Raw genomic sequence first — 19,370 nt, 5'->3', positions numbered from 1 at the left:
CTGAGACACTCGAGAAACTGCCTACCTGCCCGAACAGCCGAATCGATTCGCTGCTGCCATTTCCGGACTCTACGCCGACCTGATTCCGCTGTGAAGGTGGGGCGGTTGGACGCTTACAATGCGCAAACAAACTGATCCCCTGCAGTGCATGAAGGATCAACTTGTGCCCGGCCGAAATCTGCGTATTCCGAACGCTGACCAGATCGATATGGGTCTGCGCCCCAATCGCCACGCCCTCCTGACTACCCAGCATTACCCCGGCAGGCGCTTCGATAGCGACGATCGCCTTCTTCCCTTTTCCCGCTGCCGATGACACTGCTGTGTTGCTGCCGTCCTCCCACTGTTCGAGATATGACGTCAGCTGTGCCAGCGCTTCACCTTCGACCACATCCGTCTCATGCGTCTCAGCCAACTGCGCCAACTGCTTCTGTATATTCAACAGCGCCTTCGACAGCCCTGCCAATCCATCGCGATCCAATAGCCTCCCCGCAGCGCGCAGCGAGGCATCCGCACTGATGAGCACCCCCTGCCCGCCCCGCAGGGACAGCGTCGCATCGGTACGCAATTCGGCCCCTTCTCCACGTGGCTCTGCCGCCCCGTCATGTCTTGGATGGGTAAGGTAGCCAAGATTTAATTGACTATGACCATGCTCGCTTCCAAGCTGGGCACTGATCTGCCCCGGCGTATCGTCCATGCGAAGCTGATTGGCCCGCATCCCCTGCCCTTCCTTGCTGACGATGCCAGACAAGTGCTTGTCGCCGGGAAGAACGCTGTTATGGCTGAACGAAGGAGGCGGCGTCCGGGCGCCGTGGACGTTTCCGATGATGAGGGGCTTGTCGGGATCGCCGCCCATGAACACCACGACCACTTCGTCGCCCACACGCGGCAGCGAAATTGCCCCATACCTGTCACCTGCCCATCCTGAAGCAACGCGCAGCCATGCCGAGTCACGGTCGCTGCCGGAAGCACCGGCGCCATCCGCATGCGCATGGTCTTCCGACCGGCACGCCGGAAACCGGACCTTGACTCGGCCACGCGCGTCGCAATGGATTTCCTGGTTCGCGGGCCCGACCACGATCGCGGTCTGCGTCTCGGTGCGCGGAAGGTCGATCCTCGGATCATAAGCAGGAACGATCGGGATCCCGCGCCGCACGCAAGTAAATCGGTTGGTATAGCGCATGCCGCGCTCGACACTGGCCTGCACCAGACTGGCGCGGTCGCAGTTCCAGCGGTTCACCGCAAACAGGCGGCCAGCCTTTTCGTCGAGTAGCTTGGGAAGATTATTCTCGGCCTCCACCCGCAATTCAGTGCAGACGAAATCCCGCTCGTTCGTTGGATGGGTATCGATTTCAGGATGTCCATCCATGCGGCGCCATTGCCCAACCCGCATGTCCCGATCTCCGCTTTCCCCTTGAAAGAATTTGGCTTCATACTCCTTGCGCTGCATGCGCAGCACGCCGAGACTGCGGTAATCGTCAGCACTGTCACCGGCATGAGGTGAGTCGGCCAGATAATCATCGATGCTGGCCGCGAACTGGTTGCCCATCGTTCCCTGGTCTGCGAGACTGGTCTCCTGGCTACTCATCGACCACGCCTGGGCATAGTCCCAGCTATGACGATTCACGCGACCAGCTGTCAGGTTGCGCACCGCATGCCAGGCAGTGATACTGTCGCGTTGCTCGGTGCCATGGTCGCGGTGATAGCGCGCTGCTCCGGCGGGATTCTGCTCGAGTGCGTTAGGGCTATCGAACAGTACGAGTGTATGGGCCGGGGTGTGGTCGCTCCCCCGCTCAGCCGAGACGCCCGCCTTGATATACCAGGCGATACCCCGACGTTTCCACAGCCGCCGAAGAAAAGCGGCGTTGGACTCGTTATATTGCAGCGTGAATTCGCGGGTGGGGTATGGCTTTAATCCTCCGAACTCGGCGCGGAAGGCACCCGCCGCGACAGGATTAGCCTGGCGCCATTCGCGCAATATGATTTCGGTGATATCGATCTCGCTGCGGTTGCGGAAAACCCGCGTATTGCAACTCTGCTCGAGCAACGACAAGGCATCGCGGACGATCAGGTGGTAGCTTGCGAGCCCGCCATCGCTCTGGCCTTCCGCAGCGCCGCCGACGATGCCGCAGACCGATCGCAGCCGCCCTGAGTCGGTCACGAACTGAAGCTCGACAGGATTCGCAATGAAGCGCTTGAGTTCCATGCCAGGTTGCAGAGAAACGCATTGCAAGGCATATTCGATGCCTCCGCAAATCGTCTCGACGCCACTCACGTACTTGACCAGCAGCAGATCATCGACGATGCCACTCGCGGTCGAAAGACGCAGCCGTATGGCGCGGTTCATATCGGTCAAGTTACCGATAGCTGGTGCAAACTTATCAATGTTCACGGTGCCCACCTCATGAATGACCAATGTGCTCGTAATTAAGAGCAACACCGATCATAGCGACGGGAACCATGAGAGGATTGATGAGACGCAATTGCAGCCGACAGGCGAGCGCCGGTCTAGGCTGCAACAAAAAAGCCGCCCGCGAATGGAGCGCGGACGGCTACTGTTACTACTCCGTTAAAGACATACGAGCCTTAACGATTACGCGTCACTCTCCAGATCGTATTGGCCAGGTCGTCCGCAACGATCAGCGCCCCACGCGGATCGACGGTCACACCAACCGGCCGTCCACGCGTCTTGCCACCGTCATCGCGAAAGCCCGTCACGAAATCGATCGGCTCACCGGCCGGACGCCCGTTAGCGAACGGCACGAAGATCACCTTATAACCCACAGGCGGATTGCGGTTCCAGCTGCCGTGCTCCCCAACGAACGCGCCATTCGCGAATTTCTCGCCCATCACCGGCGACGAGAAATGCAGGCCGAGCGCCGCCACGTGCGAGCCCAGGCTGTAATCGGGCTTGATCGTCGCAGCGACCTTCTCCGGGTCACCCGGCTTGACGCGCGGATCGGCGTTCGGGCCCCAGTACGCGTATGGCCAGCCATAGAAGCCGCCCTCGCGCACCGAGGTCAGGTAGTCCGGCACCAGGTCGGGTCCCAGCTCGTCGCGCTCATTGACCACCGACCACAGTTGCCCGGTCTCTGGATGGATCGCCAGCGCCGTCGGATTGCGCAGGCCCGTCGCGTACGGCTTGTAGGTACCGGCGGCGGCGTCGATCTGCCACACCATCGCACGGTCGACCTCGGCTTCCATGCCGCGCTCGGTGATGTTGCTGTTCGAGCCGATACCGACGTACAGATAGCGCCCATCCGGGCTGACGGTCATCGCCTTGGTCCAGTGGTGGTTGATCTCGGATGGCAGCCTGGTGATCGTGGTCGGCGCACCGGCGGCCTTGGTCTGGCCTTCCTGGTAATCAAAGCTCACCAGCTCATCCTGGTTCGCGACGTAGATCTTGTTGTTCGCGAACGCGAGGCCGTAAGGGGCGTTCAGGTCGGCGGCAAAGATCGTCTTCAACTCGTACGTGCCGTCGCCATCGGCGTCGCGCAGCAAGGTCAGGCGGTTGCCGCTCTTGACCTTGGTGTTGCCCTTGGCCTTGATGTAACCGGCGATCACGTCCTTCGGCTTGAGCTTCGGCGCGTTGCCGCCGCGGCCTTCCGCCACCAGGATGTCGCCGTTCGGCAGCACCAGGGTCTGGCGTGGAATCTGCAGATCGGTGGCGATGGCGGTGACGCTGAAGCCCTCGGGCACGGTCGGTTTCTGGTCGCCCCATGGCGAAGGCTCGGCGATCTTCATGCTCGGCAAAATGCCTCGCTGCGGATCCGGCAGCTTCGGATCGGCGCCGTGCGACAGGGTCTTGGCGCCCTCGCCTTCGGTGCACGCGCTCAGCAGTAGCGCCGCGCCCAACAATGCCAATGTGCTGGTACGTTTCATCGTGCACCTCCAAGGCGTGGGGTCAGGCCGACCCAGGCCGTCAGGCAGATCAGCAGGAATACGACGGCAGACATCACGACACCAGCCGGCATGACGGCCCAGGCATCCTTTGCGTGCTGGAAGGCGTTGAACAGGCCCAGCGCCCAGGTCACGAACAGCAGCACGAAATACATCAGCACCTGCCCGGACTTTTGCTTCGCCCGGATCAGGTTCGCCAGCGCGAACACCAGCGCCAGGCCGCTGAACAACTCGGCGCCGGCGATCAGCCAGGATGCGAAGTTACTCCACTGGATATGGTAGGTCTTGTAATAGGCGATATCGCTCAGGAGCGCGCCCAGGAACAGGGAGACGCTGCCGGCAAGCAGAATCGTATGCAGCAGTCCCGGCGGGCTTCGGTAAGCCGGGCTGGCCGTGGTCACGGTTGACATTGATTTTCCTTCAATGGTGTTTTTGATAAGCCGATGATATCGAACATAAAACTCGGCTGTCGCATAGTTGGTTGTATGCACAGCACCGGTCAGCTGGCGCTTGCTCCCCCGCGACCGGTCTGCGCTCCTGCTGGACGCGCTGGCCCTACGTTGTAACGCGGAATTGCCTGCTGGCCGGCGCATGCCGCCGGCGAGTTGGATACACTGAGTCGACCGACTGTAGACGATGCGCCACGCGGCGCAGTGTGGTGCCATGCGCAACTTTTTCAACTCACACTGGAAAGTCATCCTCGCGATCCTGCTGGCCATCGTGCTGGCCGTGCTGACCTTCGAAACCAGGTCGGGCGTGCCGCCGTTGGCGGCGCGCCTGCAGATGCACACCCAGGAGCTGGCATCCGCGATCCCGGGCACGGATGGCGCAAAAGACGCGCTGCGCCATGTCGAGGACTCGCTGCGGGGTTATGGATATGCCCCGCGCTTGCAGCACGGCGCCGACGCGGCGCATCCCGGCCGCAGCGTCGAGGTAGCGGTGTCCAGGCTCGCGCCGGGCGAGCATCCGAGCCGCATCTTCATCGTCGGCGCCCATCTGGGGCACGATGCCGCCGTCGGCGCTGCGGGAGCGGCCGCCGTGCTCGAACTGGCGCGCGCGGCCAGGGCGCTGCGTCCCGCCTACGGCACCGAGATCCGCTTCGTCTTCTTCATGAACGACGACAAGCCCGCCGCCACGGACCGGCGCGCACTCGCCGGCCGTCGCGATGGCGGCAATTTCATGGCCTTCGTGGGAACGCGGACATCCTCGAACCAGGTACGCCAGGCCTTGGCCGCCTTGCGCAGTGATCCTATGACGGCACGCCAGGGGCTGGCGGCGCCGGCCCATGTGATGGGACTGACCCTGTCCGGGCATGGCGGCCGGCCGGACGACGGCCCTGCGCTGGTGATCACCGATACCGGCTTCCTGCGCTTTCCGTACTTTCGCGCCGAGGCGCCGGCCGCCCAGGAGCAGGGGCAAACGCATGACCGCAACGACTACGTCGGCATGGCGCGCATTGTCGGCGGCCTGGCGCGCACCCTGGGGGCGCTGGCCGGCGCGGTCGACGCCTAGGAAAACACCAGGCCTTACTCGGCCAGGAACATCTCTTGCAGGTCGTTCAGGAAGCGCTGGCCCAGCCCGGTCGGCCGGATCAGCTTGTGGTCGCGGTAGAGCAGTCCCTTCGCCTCGGCCTCGTTGAGCGCCTTGGTGATCGCGCTGATATTCATGCCGGTACGCTCGCCGAACAGGTTCGGATCGAAGCCGCCAGTCAGGCGCAGCGCGTTGAGCATGAACTCGAAGCCCATGTCGGCGCGGCCGATCTCGTGTTCTTCCTGCACCGGATTGCCGCGTTTCGCCGCCTCGATGAAGGACGCCGGCTGCTTGAAGCGCGCCTGGCGCAGCACGCGGTGCGGGAACGAGAGCTTCGAGTGGGCCCCGGCGCCGATGCCGAGGTAGTCGCCGAACTGCCAGTAATTGAGGTTGTGGCGCGCGCGCCGGCCTGGCTGCGCATAGGCCGACACTTCATAGTGCTCGTAGAGCGCGCCGCCCGTCACTTCGGCGATCATGTCCTGCATGTCGGCGCTCAGGTCGTCGTCCGGCAGCGATGGCGGATACTTGGCGAACACCGTGTTCGGTTCCATCGTCAGGTGGTACAGCGACAGGTGCGGCGGCGCGAACGACAGCGCCGTCTCCAGGTCGCGCCGCGCCTCGGCCAAGGTCTGCGACGGCAGCGCGTACATCAGGTCGAGGTTGAAATTGTCGAAGGTGTTCTTCGCGATCTCGACCGCGCGCAGCGCTTCGTCGCCGTCATGGATGCGGCCCAGCGCCTTCAGGTGCGCCGGGTTGAAACTCTGGATGCCGATCGACAGCCGGTTGATGCCGCTCTCGCGGTAGCTCTTGAAACGCTCGGCCTCGAAGGTGCCGGGATTGGCTTCCATCGTGATCTCGGCGTCCAGTTCCAGCGGCAGCAGGGTGCGCAGGTCGGACATCAGGCGATCCAGCCCGGCGGCCGACATCAGGCTCGGCGTGCCGCCGCCGATGAACACGGTGTGGATCTTGCGGCCCCAGATCAGCGGCAGCGACTGTTCGAGGTCGAGGCGCAGCGCGTCCAGGTAGTCTTTCTCGGGCAGCTCGCCCCTGGCCTCATGCGAATTGAAATCGCAGTACGGGCATTTGCGCACGCACCACGGCCAGTGGACGTACAGCGACAGCGGCGGCAGCGCGCTCAGGTTCAGCGCGCCCGGCTGCAGGTATTGCAGCGCGGCGGTGGCCGGCGAACGCGGCGCGCTCGCCGCCGGGCCGGCGACTTTAATCGGGATCATGTCAGGCAGGCGTGAGTTTCTGGACCAGCGCGCGCAGCGCCTGGCCACGGTGGGACAGTGCGTTCTTTTCTTGCGGCGCCAGCTCGGCGGTGGTCTTGCCGAGCGACGGGATCAGGAAGTGCGGATCGTAGCCGAAGCCGTTCCCGCCGCGCGGGTTGACGATGATCTCGCCGTTCCAGCGGCCGTCGGCAATCACCGGCTGCGGGTCGTCCGGGTGGCGCACATAGACCAGCACGCAGTAGTAATACGCCGACTTGTCGGCCAGCGCGGCCAGGTCGGCCACCAGCTTCTGGTTGTTGCGGGCGTCCGATTTCGGCTCGCCCGGGTTTGCCAGGTTTGCATAGCGCGCCGAATACACGCCCGGCGCGCCGCCCAGCGCATTCACGCACACGCCCGAATCGTCGGCCAGCGCCGGCAGGCCGGTCAGGCGCGAGGCGTGGCGCGCCTTCGCCAGCGCGTTCTCGACGAAGGTGCCGAACGGCTCTTCCGCCTCGGGCACGTCGAATTCGCCCTGCGGATGCAGTTCGAAGCCGATAGGACCGAGCAGCTGGGCGAATTCCTTCAGCTTGCCGGCATTGTTGGAAGCGAGGATCAGGCGTTGGGTCATGTTATGCGCTCTGGATTGAATGAGCCGGCTATTTTACCGGCTTCGCGCCGCCCGCGCCCGACAAGGATGCCGGCTACACCAGCGCCAAGGCCTCTTTCTGCAGGTGGATCAGGTCGGCGATGCCGCGCTGCGCCAGGTCGAGCAGGCGATTCATGCCGGCGCGGTCGAACGCCGCGCCTTCGGCCGTGCCCTGCACTTCGATGAAGTGACCCGCCTCGGTCATCACCACGTTCATATCGGTATCGCAAGCCGAGTCTTCGGGATAATCGAGATCGAGCACCGGCTCGCCGCGGTACACGCCCACCGACACCGCAGCGACAAAGTGGCGCACCGGCAGCGCCGGGATCAAGCCCGCCGCCACCAGCTTGCCGAAGGCGTCATACGCCGCCACCATCGCGCCGGTGATCGCCGCGGTACGGGTGCCGCCGTCGGCCTGGATCACGTCGCAATCGAGGTGCAGGGTGCGCTCGCCGAACGCTTCCAGGTCGAACGCGGCGCGCAGCGAGCGGCCGATCAGGCGCTGGATCTCCTGGGTACGGCCGCTCTGCTTGCCGCGCGCGGCTTCGCGGTCCATGCGCGAGTGGGTCGAACGCGGCAGCATGCCGTATTCGGCGGTCAGCCAGCCCTGGCCTTTCCCTTTCAGGAAGCCCGGCACCTTCTCTTCGATACTGGCGGTGCAGATCACCTTGGTGTCGCCGAACGCGATCAGCACCGAGCCTTCGGCGTGGCGCGTGTAGCTACGGGTGATGGAAACCGGACGCAGCTGGTCGACCGCGCGGCCGCTGGGGCGCTGTTCAAATGTCATGGTGCTGTTCTTTCCTGTTTGCTTGTTTGTCGAATTACCGGATGCTTACTTGATCACTTGATCACTTGCGAGGATTTTTCGATCGCGGCGCGGATCTCGGCGATGGCCTTCTCGATATCGTCTTCGCCGAAGGTGTCCGCGCCGGCCGGCGCCGGGTCGCCGTCGACGATGGTGGACCTGACCATGTCCTCGCCCAGCAGCTGGGTCGAGATCACGTTGGGCAAGTCGCCCTGCGCGGTATCGGCGCCCTGCCAGGCGATGGCCAGCGCGGTCGTGTTGTCGGCCTGGGCGCCGCCGACCGCGGCCGCCATCTGCACCAGCTCGGGCACGGCCTGCACCACGCCGCCCGTCGTCAGGCGGTGCACGATCTCGGTCTCGGGCAACATCGACCACAGGCCATCGGAGCACAGCAGCAGCATATCGCCCGGCTGCAGGCTGACCTGGTGCGACACCTCGATCTTCGGCGCGCTCGATGCGCCGAGGCAGTTATACAGCTTGTTGCGATCCGGGTGCGTGGCGCGCTCGCGCGGGTCGGCGCGGCCGCGGTCGACCAGGTATTCGAAGTGCGAATGGTCGCGCGTGCGCGCCAGCACCTGGTTGCGCCGTACCCAGTACAGGCGCGAGTCGCCGGCGTGGGCCCAGACCGCGCAGTTGTGCTGGATGAGGCACGCCACCACCGTGGTGCGCGGCATCTCGGGCAGGCCGTGGGTGGCGGCGTAGGCCTGGATGTCGTGGTGGGCCTGGAGCAGCGCTTCTTCGAGGAAGCGCTCGGGCCGTCTGACGTAGGGGCGCGCCTGCATGCGGAACATCATCGACACCGTCTGCAGCGCGATGGTGGCGGCGATCTCGCCCTTCATGTGCCCGCCCATGCCGTCGGCCAGCAGGAGCAGCAGCGCATCGCGGGTGAAGCAGTAGCCCATCCGGTCCTGGTTGACCTTGCGGGCGCCGATGAGGCTTTGCTGGTAGACGGAAAATTGCATGGTTATCCCTGGCCGCGCCCGAAAGCGCCGAGTCGGTCGACGAGTCCGCGCCAGCCGCCGCGCGCGGCGGCCTGCGGATCTGCCTGCGCCGTCGGCAACGGCTTCGCCGCCTCGGCAGCCTGCGCGGCCGGCCTGGCCTGCAGCGCCTTCTGGATGGCGAACACGCTCTGCGGACGCGCCAGCGGATCGAGCGCCAGGCACGACTGCACGAGGTCGATCAGCTCGGGCGAATAGCGGCCCACCAGTTGGTCGAGCTGCTCACGCAGCTGGTCGCCGGCGCGGCGCGCCTCGACCGATTGCGGCGTCGAGCACGTCATGCAGGCCAGCATGGCCGCGCCCAGGCTGTAGATATCGGTCCACGGTCCCAGGCTGGCGCCGCGGATGGACAGCTCGGGCGCGGCGAAGCCGGGCGTGTACATCGGCGCCAGCATCGGCGCGTCGCTGTGCAGGGTCTGGCGCGCGGCGCCGAAGTCGAGCAGCAGCGGCGAGCCATCCAGGCGCAGGTAGATATTGGCCGGCTTGAGGTCGAGGTGCAGCAGCTTGTTGGCGTGCACCTCGCGCAGGCCGGCGCAGACGCCGGTAAATACCTGGCGCACGAACTGTTCGCCGGGGCGGCTGCCCTTGGCCGCGGCGCGCGCGATGTGTTCCTGCAGCGCGTGGCCGGATTCGTAGGCCATCACCATGTAGACCGTGTCGTGGGCACGGAAAAAATTCAGCACGCGCACCACGTTCGGGTGGACGATCCGCGCCAGCGCCCTGCCCTCTTCGAAGAAACACTTGAGCCCGATACGGAATACGGCCAGGTGCGGCCTGGCGACGACGGGCACCAATTCGCCCGGCTGGCGCAGCGCGAGCGCGCTCGGCAAATACTCCTTGATGGCCACCGCACTGCCTTCGCCGTCATAGGCAAGGTAAACAATACTGAACCCACCGGACGCAATTTTCTTTACAATGCGGTATCCGGCAATGTCCAGCCCATCGGGCAGGGGAGCGTTATTCTGTGCAGCCATCCAAGTGGGGTTCCTTGCTAAACAGGGCGATTGTGTGGATAAATGTCGGCTTTGTAAAGAATAAAAACCGGGGATCCCATTGAGCATTTCAAGCATGACAGGTTATGCGGTCGCCACCAGCGAAGGCGCTGCCGGAACCCTCACGATCGAAATCAAGAGCGTCAACTCGCGCTTCCTCGATCTGCAGTTCCGCATCAATGACGAATTGCGCGCGCTGGAACCCGACTTGCGTTCGGCGATCATGGCCGCGATCACGCGCGGCAAAGTCGAGGTGCGCCTGTCGTTCGGCCGCAAGGTCAGCGGCGGCTCGTCGGCGCTGAACCAGGAACTGCTGGCCGACCTCGCCCGCCTGCAGGGCGAGGTGACACGTCATTTTGCCCAGGCATCCCCGATGACGGTGGCCGAGCTGCTGCGCTGGCCCGGCGTCATCGAAGAATCGACCATCGGCCAGGAGTCGCTCCAGGCCGACGTGGCCGCCCTCACCGCCACCACCATCGCCGCGTTTGTCGACAGCCGCAAGCGCGAAGGCGCGGCGCTCGAGACGATGCTGCAGTCGCGCATCGAAGCGATGGAAGCGATCGTCAAGCGCATCACGCCACTGATCCCGCAAGTCATTTCTCAATTCCAGCACAAGGCCGTCGAGCGCATGCAGGATGCATTGGGCCTGGCCGGCCACGGCAATCCGTCGACGCTCACGCGCCAGGAAGTATTGGAGCGGATTCGCCAAGAGGTGACCTTGTATGGCATCCGGATCGACGTGTCCGAAGAACTGTCGCGCCTGTCGGCCCACCTGAACGAAACCCGTCACATCCTCAAGAAGGGCGGCCAGGTCGGCAAGCGCCTCGACTTCATGATGCAGGAACTGAACCGCGAAGCGAACACGCTGGGCGCCAAGGCGTCGGCCAAGGAGCTGGCGGATGCGTCGATGGAACTCAAATTGCTCATCGAGCAGATGCGGGAACAGGTGCAGAACCTGGAGTGATCCGGTTGTCAATGAATGACCGGCCGATTGCACGCCGGTTCGACGCGTGGACGGGAGACCCGTCCACCCCGCATCGAATAGCCAGGCCGGATACCGGGTTGGCCGATGCGGCGTGGACGGCTCTGCCGTCCACGCGTTCAACGTCAACATACCTCACCGCGTTACACGCAACAAACGTACTGACAAAGGAACCACCATGCTCCCACACGCCTTTTCCGGCAGCCTGTTCATCGTCGCCGCCCCGTCCGGTGCCGGCAAGTCGAGCCTGGTCAACGCCCTGCTGGCCCAGGAACCCGGCATCAAGCTGTCGATCTCGACCACGACCCGCCAGCCGCGGCCGGGCGAAAAGGATGGCGAACACTATCATTTCACCAGCGCCGAGGATTTCGTCACCCGGGCCGAGCGCGGTGAGTTCCTGGAATGGGCCGAGGTACACGGCAATTACTACGGCACGAGCCGCCTGACCGTCGAACAGGAAATGAAGAACGGCACCGACATCCTGCTCGAGATCGACTGGCAGGGCGCGCGCCAGGTGAAGAAGCTGTTCCCGGACGCGGCCGGTATCTTCATCCTGCCGCCGTCGATCGAGGCGCTCGAAGAACGCCTGCACAAGCGCGGCACCGATGAGCCGCACATCATCACGCGCCGCCTGCTGGCGGCTGGCGGCGAGATGGCTCACGCTCCGGAGTTCGAATATGCTATCATCAACGAAGAGTTTAACGTCGCCCTGGCCGAACTGCAGGCGATTGTCAAAGCGACACGTTGCCGGTTTGCCCAGCAGGCCGCCCGCAACGCTACGTTGTTTGCCCAGCTGGGAATCCACGCGCATCAGACCTGATCAGCGCGCCATTTAGGCGCGCTGTCACCGTTTGGTGATCCCCGCGTTTCGAACTGAATTTTTTGCATATCAGGAGCACATACATGGCCCGCATCACCATCGAAGACTGCCTCAAGAACGTCCCGAACCGCTTCCAGCTGACCCTGGCCGCTACCTACCGCGCTCGTCAGCTGCTGCAAGGCCACACTCCGAAAGTCGAAGCCAAGGACAAGCCGACCGTCGTCGCCCTGCGCGAAATCGCCGCCGGCAAGGTTGGCCTGGAAATGCTGAAAAAAGTGCCGATGTAATACCCTTCGGGGTTGCTGGATTAGCGTTATCCCGTCTTCTGTTATTCTGTACCTACTACGGCTTGACGACTAACGTAATGAACCTGTTTCCTCCAGATTCGACCAATCCACGCAACCCTGCTACTCCCCGCGAGCGGCGCGCCGACAATCGTCCGCCCGACTATCTCGAGCCGGTCGCACCCGGCGTGGCGTCGGTCACGCAGCTGATCGCAAAGCTGTCCGAATACCTCACGCCTGCCGAACTCAAAAAAGTCAAGGAAGCCTACCGCTTCTCCGACGAGATGCACCTGGGCCAGGTCCGCAAGTCGGGCGAGCCCTATATCTCGCATCCGATCGCCGTCGCCGAGATCTGCGCCGAGTGGAAGCTCGATGCGCAAGCCATCATGGCCGCCCTGCTGCACGACGTGATCGAAGACCAGGACGTCAAGAAAGACGAGCTGATCGAGCGCTTCGGCTCGCAGGTCGCCAACCTCGTCGACGGCCTGTCCAAGCTCGAAAAGATCGAATTCCAGAGCCAGCTCGAAGCGCAGGCGGAGAATTTCCGCAAGATGCTGCTGGCGATGGCATCCGACGTGCGCGTGATCCTGATCAAGCTGGCCGACCGCCTGCACAATATGCGCACGCTGGGCGTTATGGTCCCGGCCAAGAAGCGCCGCATCGCCGGCGAGACGATGGAAGTCTATGTACCCATCGCCCACCGCCTCGGCCTGAACAATATCTACCGCGAGCTGCAAGACCTCTCGTTCTCGCACCTGTACCCACTGCGCTACCAGACGCTGTCGAAGGCGATCAAGGCCGCGCGCGGCAACCGCCGCGAAGTGGTCAAGAAAATCCTCGAGGCGGTCAAGAACCAGCTGTCCGCGAGCGGGCTGCAGTTCGAGGTCGACGGCCGCGAAAAGACGCTGTACGGCATCTACAAAAAGATGCGCAACAAGCACCTGTCGTTCTCGCAGGTGCTGGACGTGTATGGTTTCCGCGTCGTCGTCGACAGCGTGCCCAACTGTTACGTGGCGCTCGGCACCCTGCACGCCCTGTACAAGCCGATGCCGGGCAAGTTCAAGGACTATATCGCGATCGGCAAGATCAACGGCTACCAGTCGCTGCACACCACCCTGATCGGCCCCTACGGCACCCCGGTCGAATTCCAGATCCGCACGCAAGAGATGCACCGCACCGCCGAGAGTGGCGTGGCGGCGCACTGGCTGTACAAGACGGGCGACTCGAACATCTCCGACCTGCAGCACCGCACCCATGCCTGGCTGCAGTCGCTGCTCGACATCCAGCAGCAAACCGGCGACTCGGCCGAATTCCTCGAACACGTGAAGGTCGACCTGTTCCCCGACTCGGTCTATGTGTTTACGCCCAAGTCGAAGATCATCGCCCTGCCGCGCGGCGCCACGGCGCTCGATTTCGCCTACTCGATCCATACCGGCATCGGCGACCACACGGTCGGCGTCAAGATCAACAACGAAGAACAGCCGCTGCGCACCGAGCTGCACAACGGCGATATCGTCGAGATCGTCACCGATCCCGAATCGCGTCCGAGCCCGACCTGGCTCACCTTCGTTCGCACCGGCAAGGCGCGCTCGGCGATCCGCCACCACCTGCGCGCGATCGACGTGAATGAATCGGTCGAGCTGGGCCAGGAATTGCTGGCGCACGCGCTCGCGGTGCGCAATATCAAGCCGGTGCTGTCGGACGCCGTCATCGAGCGCCTGCTGGCCGAAACCTCGGCCAGGTCGATGGAAGAAATGTATGCCGACATCGGCATCGGCAAGCGCATGCCGGCGCTGGTGGCGCGCCATATCTTCGGCCTGATGGAGGGCGACCCCGACCTGCTGCCGTCGAACAAGCCGACCCCGAGCAGCGAGATCGCGCCGGTCATGATCTACGGCAGCGAAGGCGTGGCGGTGCAACTGGCGCCGTGTTGTTTGCCGATCCCGGGCGACGAGATCACCGGCCAGCTGCGGCGCGACCAGGCGCTGGTGGTCCACACCTGCGACTGCCTGCCGGCCAAGCGCGTCCGCGCCAAGGAGCCAGACCGCTGGATTGCGGTGCAATGGGGTGACGAACTCAATCGCCGCTTCGATTGCCGGATTCGCCTGCTGATCAATAATGAAAAAGGCATTCTCGCCCGCGTGGCTGCCGAGATCGGCGAGTCGGATGCCAACATCACGTATGTGGGCATGGACGAGGATGACGAACACAGCATGACGCAGCTACGCTTCACGATCCAGATCAAGGATCGGGTGCATCTGGCGCAGTTGATCCGTAACCTGCGCAGGGTGGCGGGTGTGAATCGGGTGGAGCGCGAGCGGGCCTGACTCGCCGGTCCGGCGCGAAGGGCAAGGCCGCCGCCGCTTGAATAAGCTCGGCCTGAGGCCTGTTCGGGAACCGCGGCTCCCGGCGTGCCATGCACGTCAAGGCCAGCGACAGCGCATCGCCAAACCCTGCACCGATTGAGCAAAACGCTGCTATTTTAATCTTCCGGCTTGGCACTGACATTAATCTATGTCAACATCAGGTAGGTTAATGATGCTTTCCAACAACGAGAAGACATGAAAAAGAAACAGTTTGTTTACGTGTCGGAAAACGAACTACGGGAGGGTGAGCCACTACCATGGGCGCTGTACTTGCGGTCCGGTGACCTTCTTGCCCCTGCTGGCTACGTCATTACAGACCAATCCGCGCTCAAGCGCCTGTTGCAGGCCCGTCCGATGCGCCCTTCCCTCGCCGGGGACAACCCGGGCGACCTGATTTCTGAGGACGACGAGCAGGACAACCTGCGCGGGCCAACCCATGATCCGCTGCAGTCGCTGAAACACAATGCCGAAGGCATGGTGCTGACGTTCCAGCTGCCGGGCGATTACACCCCGCGCTCGACCCCGGTCGAGTTCTATGGACGCGTGCCCCTGCAATCGATCATCGTGTCGGCACCGGTCATCCGCGCCGCCAACGGCCAGAGCTGGCAGCATTTCGAGGGGCTGCCAATGAGTGCGCAGGTCATTTTCGGGCGCACCGTGTGTGCGTTCAAGACCTCGCTCATGCGCTTTGCGTCCCTCCCTAGTGGACACCTGTTCCTGCGTTACCCAACCGAGGCGATCAGCAAGCCTTTCCGTCAGGCCCTGCGCGTCGAAATCAAGCTGCCCGTGTCGATTGGACTGGTCGACGGCAACGTACCGGGCACGATCACCAACCTGTCGGGTGGCGGCTGCGCAATCTCGACCGGCTTCGTACTCGGGAACGTCGGCACCGTTGTCAAACTCGCCTTCCGCCTCAAGATAGGCGGCAAGGCGCACCTGGTGCAACTGAGCGGCACGATACGGGCCATCAAGGGTAAGGTGGCCGGTGCGATGCAGTACGGGATTGCCTTCAGCCCCGGCATCGACGAGGCGAATGAACTCGCACTCAAGTCCTTCGTCTACGAGCACCTGGCCGAACGCTGAGTCGCCCGCCCGGGCGGCCCGGCTCCCGGCCATGACGCCTTACTTGCGCAAGGGCGCCAATGCGAGGATGGCGTCGAAGGCCTTGCAGGCGCCGGAACAGGCTTGTGCGATATCGTCCGGCGTCGTCACATGGGCACGCAGCGCCCCCATGAAGTCGCGCCAGCGCGGCCCCGGTCCGTCAGCCGCGCCGCGCAGGTAGCGCAGCGGATGCGGCGCCAGTCGCCCGGCCAGTTTCCCGTACAGTACCTTGCCACCGAGCTGCGAACCCTCGATCACATACGCGACGCCCCAGCGGTAGGCGGCGCTCGCGTCGTGCGGCCAGGGATGCGGATTCGATGCCGCGCGCAATGGCGGCATGCCGGGCTCGTTCAAGTCGGCGTCGATCAGCGCCAGCCGCTCGACCGCCGGCACAACCGTATAGGGACCATCGGCAAAACCGCCCAGCCACGCCTGCAGCGGCGCCAGCCAGTCGCGCACCAGGGTCAAATGCTGGGCGTAATCGTGTAAATCAGGCGCAGGCCCGGACAGCGGCAAGCCGCTGTCGAGCCGTTCGTGTCGTTCGGAAGTCGCGGCGCGCAGCGCAGCCAGGGCATCGATCTCGGACGCCATTTCGTGAAGTCGGTTCATGACCTCATCTTAGCAGCGAACCGGATAGTCAGTCGGCCACCGGCTCGGGATAGTCGACCGAGATGATCTCGAGCTCGTCCATGCCCAGCGGCGTCTGCAGCGGCACCACATCGCCCTCGCGGCACTTGGTGAGCGCGCGCGCCACCGGCGACACCCAGCTGATCTTGCCCTTCAAGGGATCGAGCTCGTCGATGCCGACGATGGTGACGGTATGCTCCTCGCCCGCCTTGTTGATATAGCTCACGGTGGCCCCGAAAAAGACCTGGTCGTTGCCATGATGAACCGTCGGATCGACCACGAAGGCCGAATCCATGCGCTTGGTGAGAAAGCGGATGCGGCGGTCGATCTCGCGCAGGCGGCGCTTGCCGTAGATGTAGTCGCCGTTCTCGGAGCGGTCGCCGTTCGAGGCGGCCCAGTGCACGATGCGCACGACCTCGGGCCGGTCGACGTCGATCAGCTGCAGCAGCTCGTCCTTGATGCGCTGGTAGCCGGCCGGGGTGATGTAGTTCTTGGCGCCGGCGGGAATCGCCCGCGCCAGGGCCAGGGCCTCGTCGCTGTCGTCGCCGTCGTCGTTTTCGTTTTCTTTTACGAATGCCTTATTCATGACCTCATTGTAACGAGACTTGGCGCTGCCTGCGCCGTGATTCACGTATCATGCGGTCAACCAGACGCGCAGCGCAGAGAAGACGCCACCAGACAAATAACGATGAGCCTGCCCTCCTCTTTCCACACCGAGCATCCCCCCACCGCCGGCCTGGTCTACCAGTTCGTGCTGCACCCCGACGGCAGCACCAGCTTTCCCTGCCTGAACGAGGGCTGCAGTTCCCTGCTCGGCCTGGCGCCCGGCGAGCTGCAGCAGGATCCCACGCTGTTCGAAGATCTGATCCTGCCGGAAGACCGCCGCGCCTACCTCGAGGCGATGCAGATGTCGGCCGCCGCCCTGGCGGCCTGGAACTGGGAGGGACGGATACGCATCCCGGCCTGGAACGACGTCAAGTGGATCAACCTGCGCGCCACCCCGCAGCAGCAGCCGGACGGTGCGGTCCAGTGGGACGGCATCATGACCAACATCACGGCAAGCAAGCAGGGACAGCAGGAAAGCCTGCGCTCGCGCGAGCGCCTGGCCGAGCTGACCGCGCACATCGAGCAGGCCAAGGAAGACGAGCGCACCCGTATCGCGCGCGAGATCCACGACGACCTGGGCGGCAACCTCACCGCGATCAAGATGGCGCTGGCCATGCTGTCGGCGCGCCTGCCGCAAGACCAGCCGGGCCTCATCGAGAAAGCGAATTACGTCGACGACCTGGTCGACCGCACCATCGAGGCGGTGCACCGCATCTCGCTCGACCTGCGCCCGACCACGCTCGACCTGGGACTGGTCGCGGCCCTCGAATGGCAGGCGCGCGAGTTCGAAAAGCAGATGGGCATCGCCGTCATCATGCGCTGCCCCGACAAGGACCTCGCGCTCGACCCGGACCACGCCAGCGCCCTGTTTCGCATCTTCCAGGAAGCGCTCACGAATATCGCCAAGCACGCCGGCGCGACCCGGATCACGGTGTCGCTGCGGCGCCAGCGCAACCTGCTGACCCTGTCGATCTGCGACAACGGGCGCGGCATCCAGGCTGCCGACCGGCTCAAGCCGCAATCGTTCGGCCTGCGCGGCATGAGCGAGCGCGCCAGCGCGCTGGGGGGCACGCTGGCCTTGTCGGCGGCGCCCGGAGGTGGCACGATGGTGACCATCAAGACCAGGCTCGGTCCGGCAACCGCCGCTACCGGCGCCAAGGCAGAGAAAGAACAGCAAGAATCCGCATGACCGAAAAAGTAACCATCCGCGTGTTCATCGCCGACGACCATGCCATCGTGCGCGAAGGACTCAAACAGATCCTGGCCGAGCAGCGCGACATCAATGTCGCAGGCGAGGCCGAGAACGGCGTCGACGCCGCCCGGCTGGTGGGCAAGTCGAAGGCGAACGTGATGCTGCTCGATATCTCGCTGCCCGACCGCAACGGCATCGACGTGTTGAAACAGATAAAAAAAGACAAACCGGCACTGGCGGTGCTGATGCTGTCGATGCACCGCGAAGACCAGTACGCGATCCGCGCGCTGAAGGCCGGCGCGTCCGGTTATCTCACCAAGCAGAGCGCGCCGCGCGAGCTGGTGACGGCCATCCGCCAGGTGGCGGGCGGCCAGAAGTACGTGAGCGCCGCGCTGGCCCAGACCCTGGCCAGCTCGATCGGCGAAGACCACGAGGCGGCGGTCCACGAAACCCTGTCCGACCGCGAGTACCAGACCCTGACCATGATCGCCTCGGGCATGACGGTCAGCGAGATCGCGCGCGAGCTGTCATTGTCGGTCAAGACCATCAGCGAATACCGCGCGCGCCTGTTGGCCAAGATGAAACTCAAATCCAGCGCCGAACTGACCACGTACGCCATCCGTAACGGTCTGGTCGACTGAATGTGATAATCCGTTGTGCACGCACGGGAACTAACCCGTGGGTGGCAGGACCGTCCACTCCAGTGGAGTTCAGTGAGCGACAACCGTGGGGTGGGCAGGGCCGTCCACTCCAGTGGAGTTCAGTGAGCCACAACCGTGGGGTGGGCAGGCCGTCCACCCCAGTGGAGTTCAGTTAGCCACAACCGTGGGGTAGGCAGGGCCGTCCACTCCAGTGGAGTTCAGTGAGCCACAACCGTGGGGTGGGCAGGGCCGTCCACTCCACTGGAGTTCAGTGAGCCACAGCCGTGGGGTGGGCAGGGCCGTCCACTCCAGTGGAGTTCAGTTAGCCACAACCGTGGGGTAGGCAGGGCCGTCCACTCCACTGGAGTTCAGTGAGCCACAACCGTGGAGTGGACAGGGCCGTCCACCCCAGTGGAGTTCAGTGAGCCACAACCGTGGGGTGGGCGGGTATCCCGCCCACGCGTTCAACCCAGACATGCACGGCCACACCGCATGCGTGAGTTGAACGCGTGGACGGCGGAGCCCTTCACCCCACATGCATTACCCCGTCCGATCGCGGTACGATCTTTTTAGTTGATATGAAGCAAAAAAGCTGATTATCATGTCTCCCATCCCGTGACTTCTTCACTGCGCAGCAATTCCATGTCCCTCTCCCCAACTCCTGTTGCGCCC

The 19,370-nt window shown here is 64.0% G+C and carries 18 protein-coding genes; 8 read left to right on the top strand and 10 right to left on the bottom strand.

What is annotated here, in order from left to right:
- The 3 genes from AC56KW_RS16390 to AC56KW_RS16380 form a co-directional block, all read right to left on the bottom strand.
- Positions 1-2,389 (bottom strand): type VI secretion system Vgr family protein (locus tag AC56KW_RS16390; RefSeq protein ID WP_497171741.1); only part of this gene is annotated, 2,389 nt, incomplete at its 3' end.
- A 194-nt stretch (positions 2,390-2,583) separates the two neighbouring features.
- Positions 2,584-3,879 carry a PQQ-dependent sugar dehydrogenase gene (locus AC56KW_RS16385; RefSeq protein ID WP_497171740.1) on the bottom strand — a complete coding sequence of 432 codons (1,296 nt, stop codon included), beginning with the start codon at positions 3,877-3,879 and terminating at the stop codon, positions 2,584-2,586.
- Entirely contained in the window at positions 3,876-4,307 is a 432-nt protein-coding gene (locus tag AC56KW_RS16380) for a DUF2231 domain-containing protein (protein ID WP_497171739.1), read from the bottom strand. The genes AC56KW_RS16385 and AC56KW_RS16380 overlap by 4 nt, the downstream gene beginning before the upstream one ends.
- Positions 4,308-4,560: 253 nt before the next feature.
- Between AC56KW_RS16380 and AC56KW_RS16375 the strand changes: the two genes are divergently transcribed.
- Positions 4,561-5,409 carry a zinc-binding metallopeptidase family protein gene (locus tag AC56KW_RS16375; RefSeq protein WP_497171738.1) on the top strand — a complete coding sequence of 283 codons (849 nt, stop codon included), beginning with the start codon at positions 4,561-4,563 and terminating at the stop codon, positions 5,407-5,409.
- A 14-nt stretch (positions 5,410-5,423) separates the two neighbouring features.
- Here AC56KW_RS16375 and hemW read toward each other — a convergent pair whose 3' ends face one another.
- The 5 genes from hemW to AC56KW_RS16350 form a co-directional block, all read right to left on the bottom strand.
- Positions 5,424-6,659 (bottom strand): radical SAM family heme chaperone HemW, encoded by a 1,236-nt coding sequence (hemW, locus tag AC56KW_RS16370; protein ID WP_497171737.1) that lies wholly within the window; start codon positions 6,657-6,659, stop codon positions 5,424-5,426.
- 1 nt (position 6,660) lies between these two features.
- Positions 6,661-7,266: an RdgB/HAM1 family non-canonical purine NTP pyrophosphatase gene (rdgB, locus tag AC56KW_RS16365; RefSeq protein WP_497171736.1), complete on the bottom strand. Its 606-nt coding sequence runs from the start codon at positions 7,264-7,266 to the stop codon at positions 6,661-6,663.
- Between the two features lie 73 nt (positions 7,267-7,339).
- Positions 7,340-8,071, bottom strand: coding sequence for a ribonuclease PH (gene rph / locus AC56KW_RS16360; RefSeq protein ID WP_497171735.1), 732 nt, complete (start codon positions 8,069-8,071; stop codon positions 7,340-7,342).
- A 53-nt stretch (positions 8,072-8,124) separates the two neighbouring features.
- A complete protein-coding gene (locus AC56KW_RS16355) occupies positions 8,125-9,051 on the bottom strand; it encodes a PP2C family protein-serine/threonine phosphatase (RefSeq protein ID WP_497171734.1) in 927 nt (308 codons plus the stop codon).
- A 2-nt stretch (positions 9,052-9,053) separates the two neighbouring features.
- Positions 9,054-10,061 carry a serine/threonine-protein kinase gene (locus tag AC56KW_RS16350; RefSeq protein WP_497171733.1) on the bottom strand — a complete coding sequence of 336 codons (1,008 nt, stop codon included), beginning with the start codon at positions 10,059-10,061 and terminating at the stop codon, positions 9,054-9,056.
- A gap of 94 nt (positions 10,062-10,155) precedes the next feature.
- Here AC56KW_RS16350 and AC56KW_RS16345 point away from each other — a divergent pair, with 94 nt between their 5' ends.
- The 5 genes from AC56KW_RS16345 (at position 10,156) to AC56KW_RS16325 (ending at position 15,614) form a co-directional block, all read left to right on the top strand.
- Complete coding sequence (locus AC56KW_RS16345; protein ID WP_497171732.1) at positions 10,156-11,043, top strand: YicC/YloC family endoribonuclease; 888 nt, start codon at positions 10,156-10,158, stop codon at positions 11,041-11,043.
- 196 nt (positions 11,044-11,239) lie between these two features.
- Positions 11,240-11,881, top strand: coding sequence for a guanylate kinase (gene gmk / locus AC56KW_RS16340; protein ID WP_497171731.1), 642 nt, complete (start codon positions 11,240-11,242; stop codon positions 11,879-11,881).
- Positions 11,882-11,964: 83 nt separating this feature from the next.
- Positions 11,965-12,168, top strand: coding sequence for a DNA-directed RNA polymerase subunit omega (gene rpoZ, locus AC56KW_RS16335; RefSeq protein WP_005665923.1), 204 nt, complete (start codon positions 11,965-11,967; stop codon positions 12,166-12,168).
- A 77-nt stretch (positions 12,169-12,245) separates the two neighbouring features.
- The gene (locus AC56KW_RS16330; protein WP_497171730.1) at positions 12,246-14,492 is read left to right on the top strand and encodes a RelA/SpoT family protein; all 2,247 of its coding nucleotides are present in this window, start codon (positions 12,246-12,248) and stop codon (positions 14,490-14,492) included.
- A gap of 234 nt (positions 14,493-14,726) precedes the next feature.
- On the top strand, positions 14,727-15,614 hold the full coding sequence (locus AC56KW_RS16325) for a PilZ domain-containing protein (protein WP_497171729.1): 888 nt from the start codon (positions 14,727-14,729) through the stop codon (positions 15,612-15,614).
- Positions 15,615-15,653: 39 nt separating this feature from the next.
- Here AC56KW_RS16325 and AC56KW_RS16320 read toward each other — a convergent pair whose 3' ends face one another.
- Both AC56KW_RS16320 and greB read right to left on the bottom strand, forming a co-directional pair.
- The gene (locus tag AC56KW_RS16320; RefSeq protein ID WP_497171728.1) at positions 15,654-16,241 is read right to left on the bottom strand and encodes a biliverdin-producing heme oxygenase; all 588 of its coding nucleotides are present in this window, start codon (positions 16,239-16,241) and stop codon (positions 15,654-15,656) included.
- 28 nt (positions 16,242-16,269) lie between these two features.
- Positions 16,270-16,845: a transcription elongation factor GreB gene (gene greB, locus AC56KW_RS16315; protein WP_497171727.1), complete on the bottom strand. Its 576-nt coding sequence runs from the start codon at positions 16,843-16,845 to the stop codon at positions 16,270-16,272.
- A gap of 102 nt (positions 16,846-16,947) precedes the next feature.
- Here greB and AC56KW_RS16310 point away from each other — a divergent pair, with 102 nt between their 5' ends.
- Both AC56KW_RS16310 and AC56KW_RS16305 read left to right on the top strand, forming a co-directional pair.
- Positions 16,948-18,054 (top strand): sensor histidine kinase, encoded by a 1,107-nt coding sequence (locus AC56KW_RS16310; RefSeq protein WP_497171726.1) that lies wholly within the window; start codon positions 16,948-16,950, stop codon positions 18,052-18,054.
- Complete coding sequence (locus AC56KW_RS16305) at positions 18,051-18,698, top strand: response regulator (RefSeq protein ID WP_497171725.1); 648 nt, start codon at positions 18,051-18,053, stop codon at positions 18,696-18,698. The genes AC56KW_RS16310 and AC56KW_RS16305 overlap by 4 nt, the downstream gene beginning before the upstream one ends.
- The last annotated feature ends 672 nt before the right edge of the window (positions 18,699-19,370 follow it).

It is taken from the genome of Telluria sp. RT2P19 (genome assembly GCF_059685725.1).
This window is presented reverse-complemented; position numbering and strand designations above follow the sequence as displayed.

Excerpts from the sequence above, each read along its gene's own strand:
- AC56KW_RS16325 (WP_497171729.1), top strand. The coding sequence starts at position 14,727 with ATGAAAAAGAAACAGTTTGTTTACGTGTCGGAAAACGAACTACGGGAG.
- gmk (WP_497171731.1), top strand. The coding sequence starts at position 11,240 with ATGCTCCCACACGCCTTTTCCGGCAGCCTGTTCATCGTCGCCGCCCCG.
- AC56KW_RS16345 (WP_497171732.1), top strand. The coding sequence starts at position 10,156 with ATGACAGGTTATGCGGTCGCCACCAGCGAAGGCGCTGCCGGAACCCTC.
- hemW (WP_497171737.1), bottom strand. The coding sequence starts at position 6,659 with ATGATCCCGATTAAAGTCGCCGGCCCGGCGGCGAGCGCGCCGCGTTCG.
- AC56KW_RS16375 (WP_497171738.1), top strand. The coding sequence starts at position 4,561 with ATGCGCAACTTTTTCAACTCACACTGGAAAGTCATCCTCGCGATCCTG.
- AC56KW_RS16380 (WP_497171739.1), bottom strand. The coding sequence starts at position 4,307 with ATGTCAACCGTGACCACGGCCAGCCCGGCTTACCGAAGCCCGCCGGGA.
- AC56KW_RS16330 (WP_497171730.1), top strand. The coding sequence starts at position 12,246 with ATGAACCTGTTTCCTCCAGATTCGACCAATCCACGCAACCCTGCTACT.
- AC56KW_RS16350 (WP_497171733.1), bottom strand. The coding sequence starts at position 10,061 with ATGGCTGCACAGAATAACGCTCCCCTGCCCGATGGGCTGGACATTGCC.
- rph (WP_497171735.1), bottom strand. The coding sequence starts at position 8,071 with ATGACATTTGAACAGCGCCCCAGCGGCCGCGCGGTCGACCAGCTGCGT.
- AC56KW_RS16355 (WP_497171734.1), bottom strand. The coding sequence starts at position 9,051 with ATGCAATTTTCCGTCTACCAGCAAAGCCTCATCGGCGCCCGCAAGGTC.
- AC56KW_RS16385 (WP_497171740.1), bottom strand. The coding sequence starts at position 3,879 with ATGAAACGTACCAGCACATTGGCATTGTTGGGCGCGGCGCTACTGCTG.
- AC56KW_RS16320 (WP_497171728.1), bottom strand. The coding sequence starts at position 16,241 with ATGAACCGACTTCACGAAATGGCGTCCGAGATCGATGCCCTGGCTGCG.
- AC56KW_RS16310 (WP_497171726.1), top strand. The coding sequence starts at position 16,948 with ATGAGCCTGCCCTCCTCTTTCCACACCGAGCATCCCCCCACCGCCGGC.
- rpoZ (WP_005665923.1), top strand. The coding sequence starts at position 11,965 with ATGGCCCGCATCACCATCGAAGACTGCCTCAAGAACGTCCCGAACCGC.
- greB (WP_497171727.1), bottom strand. The coding sequence starts at position 16,845 with ATGAATAAGGCATTCGTAAAAGAAAACGAAAACGACGACGGCGACGAC.
- AC56KW_RS16305 (WP_497171725.1), top strand. The coding sequence starts at position 18,051 with ATGACCGAAAAAGTAACCATCCGCGTGTTCATCGCCGACGACCATGCC.
- rdgB (WP_497171736.1), bottom strand. The coding sequence starts at position 7,266 with ATGACCCAACGCCTGATCCTCGCTTCCAACAATGCCGGCAAGCTGAAG.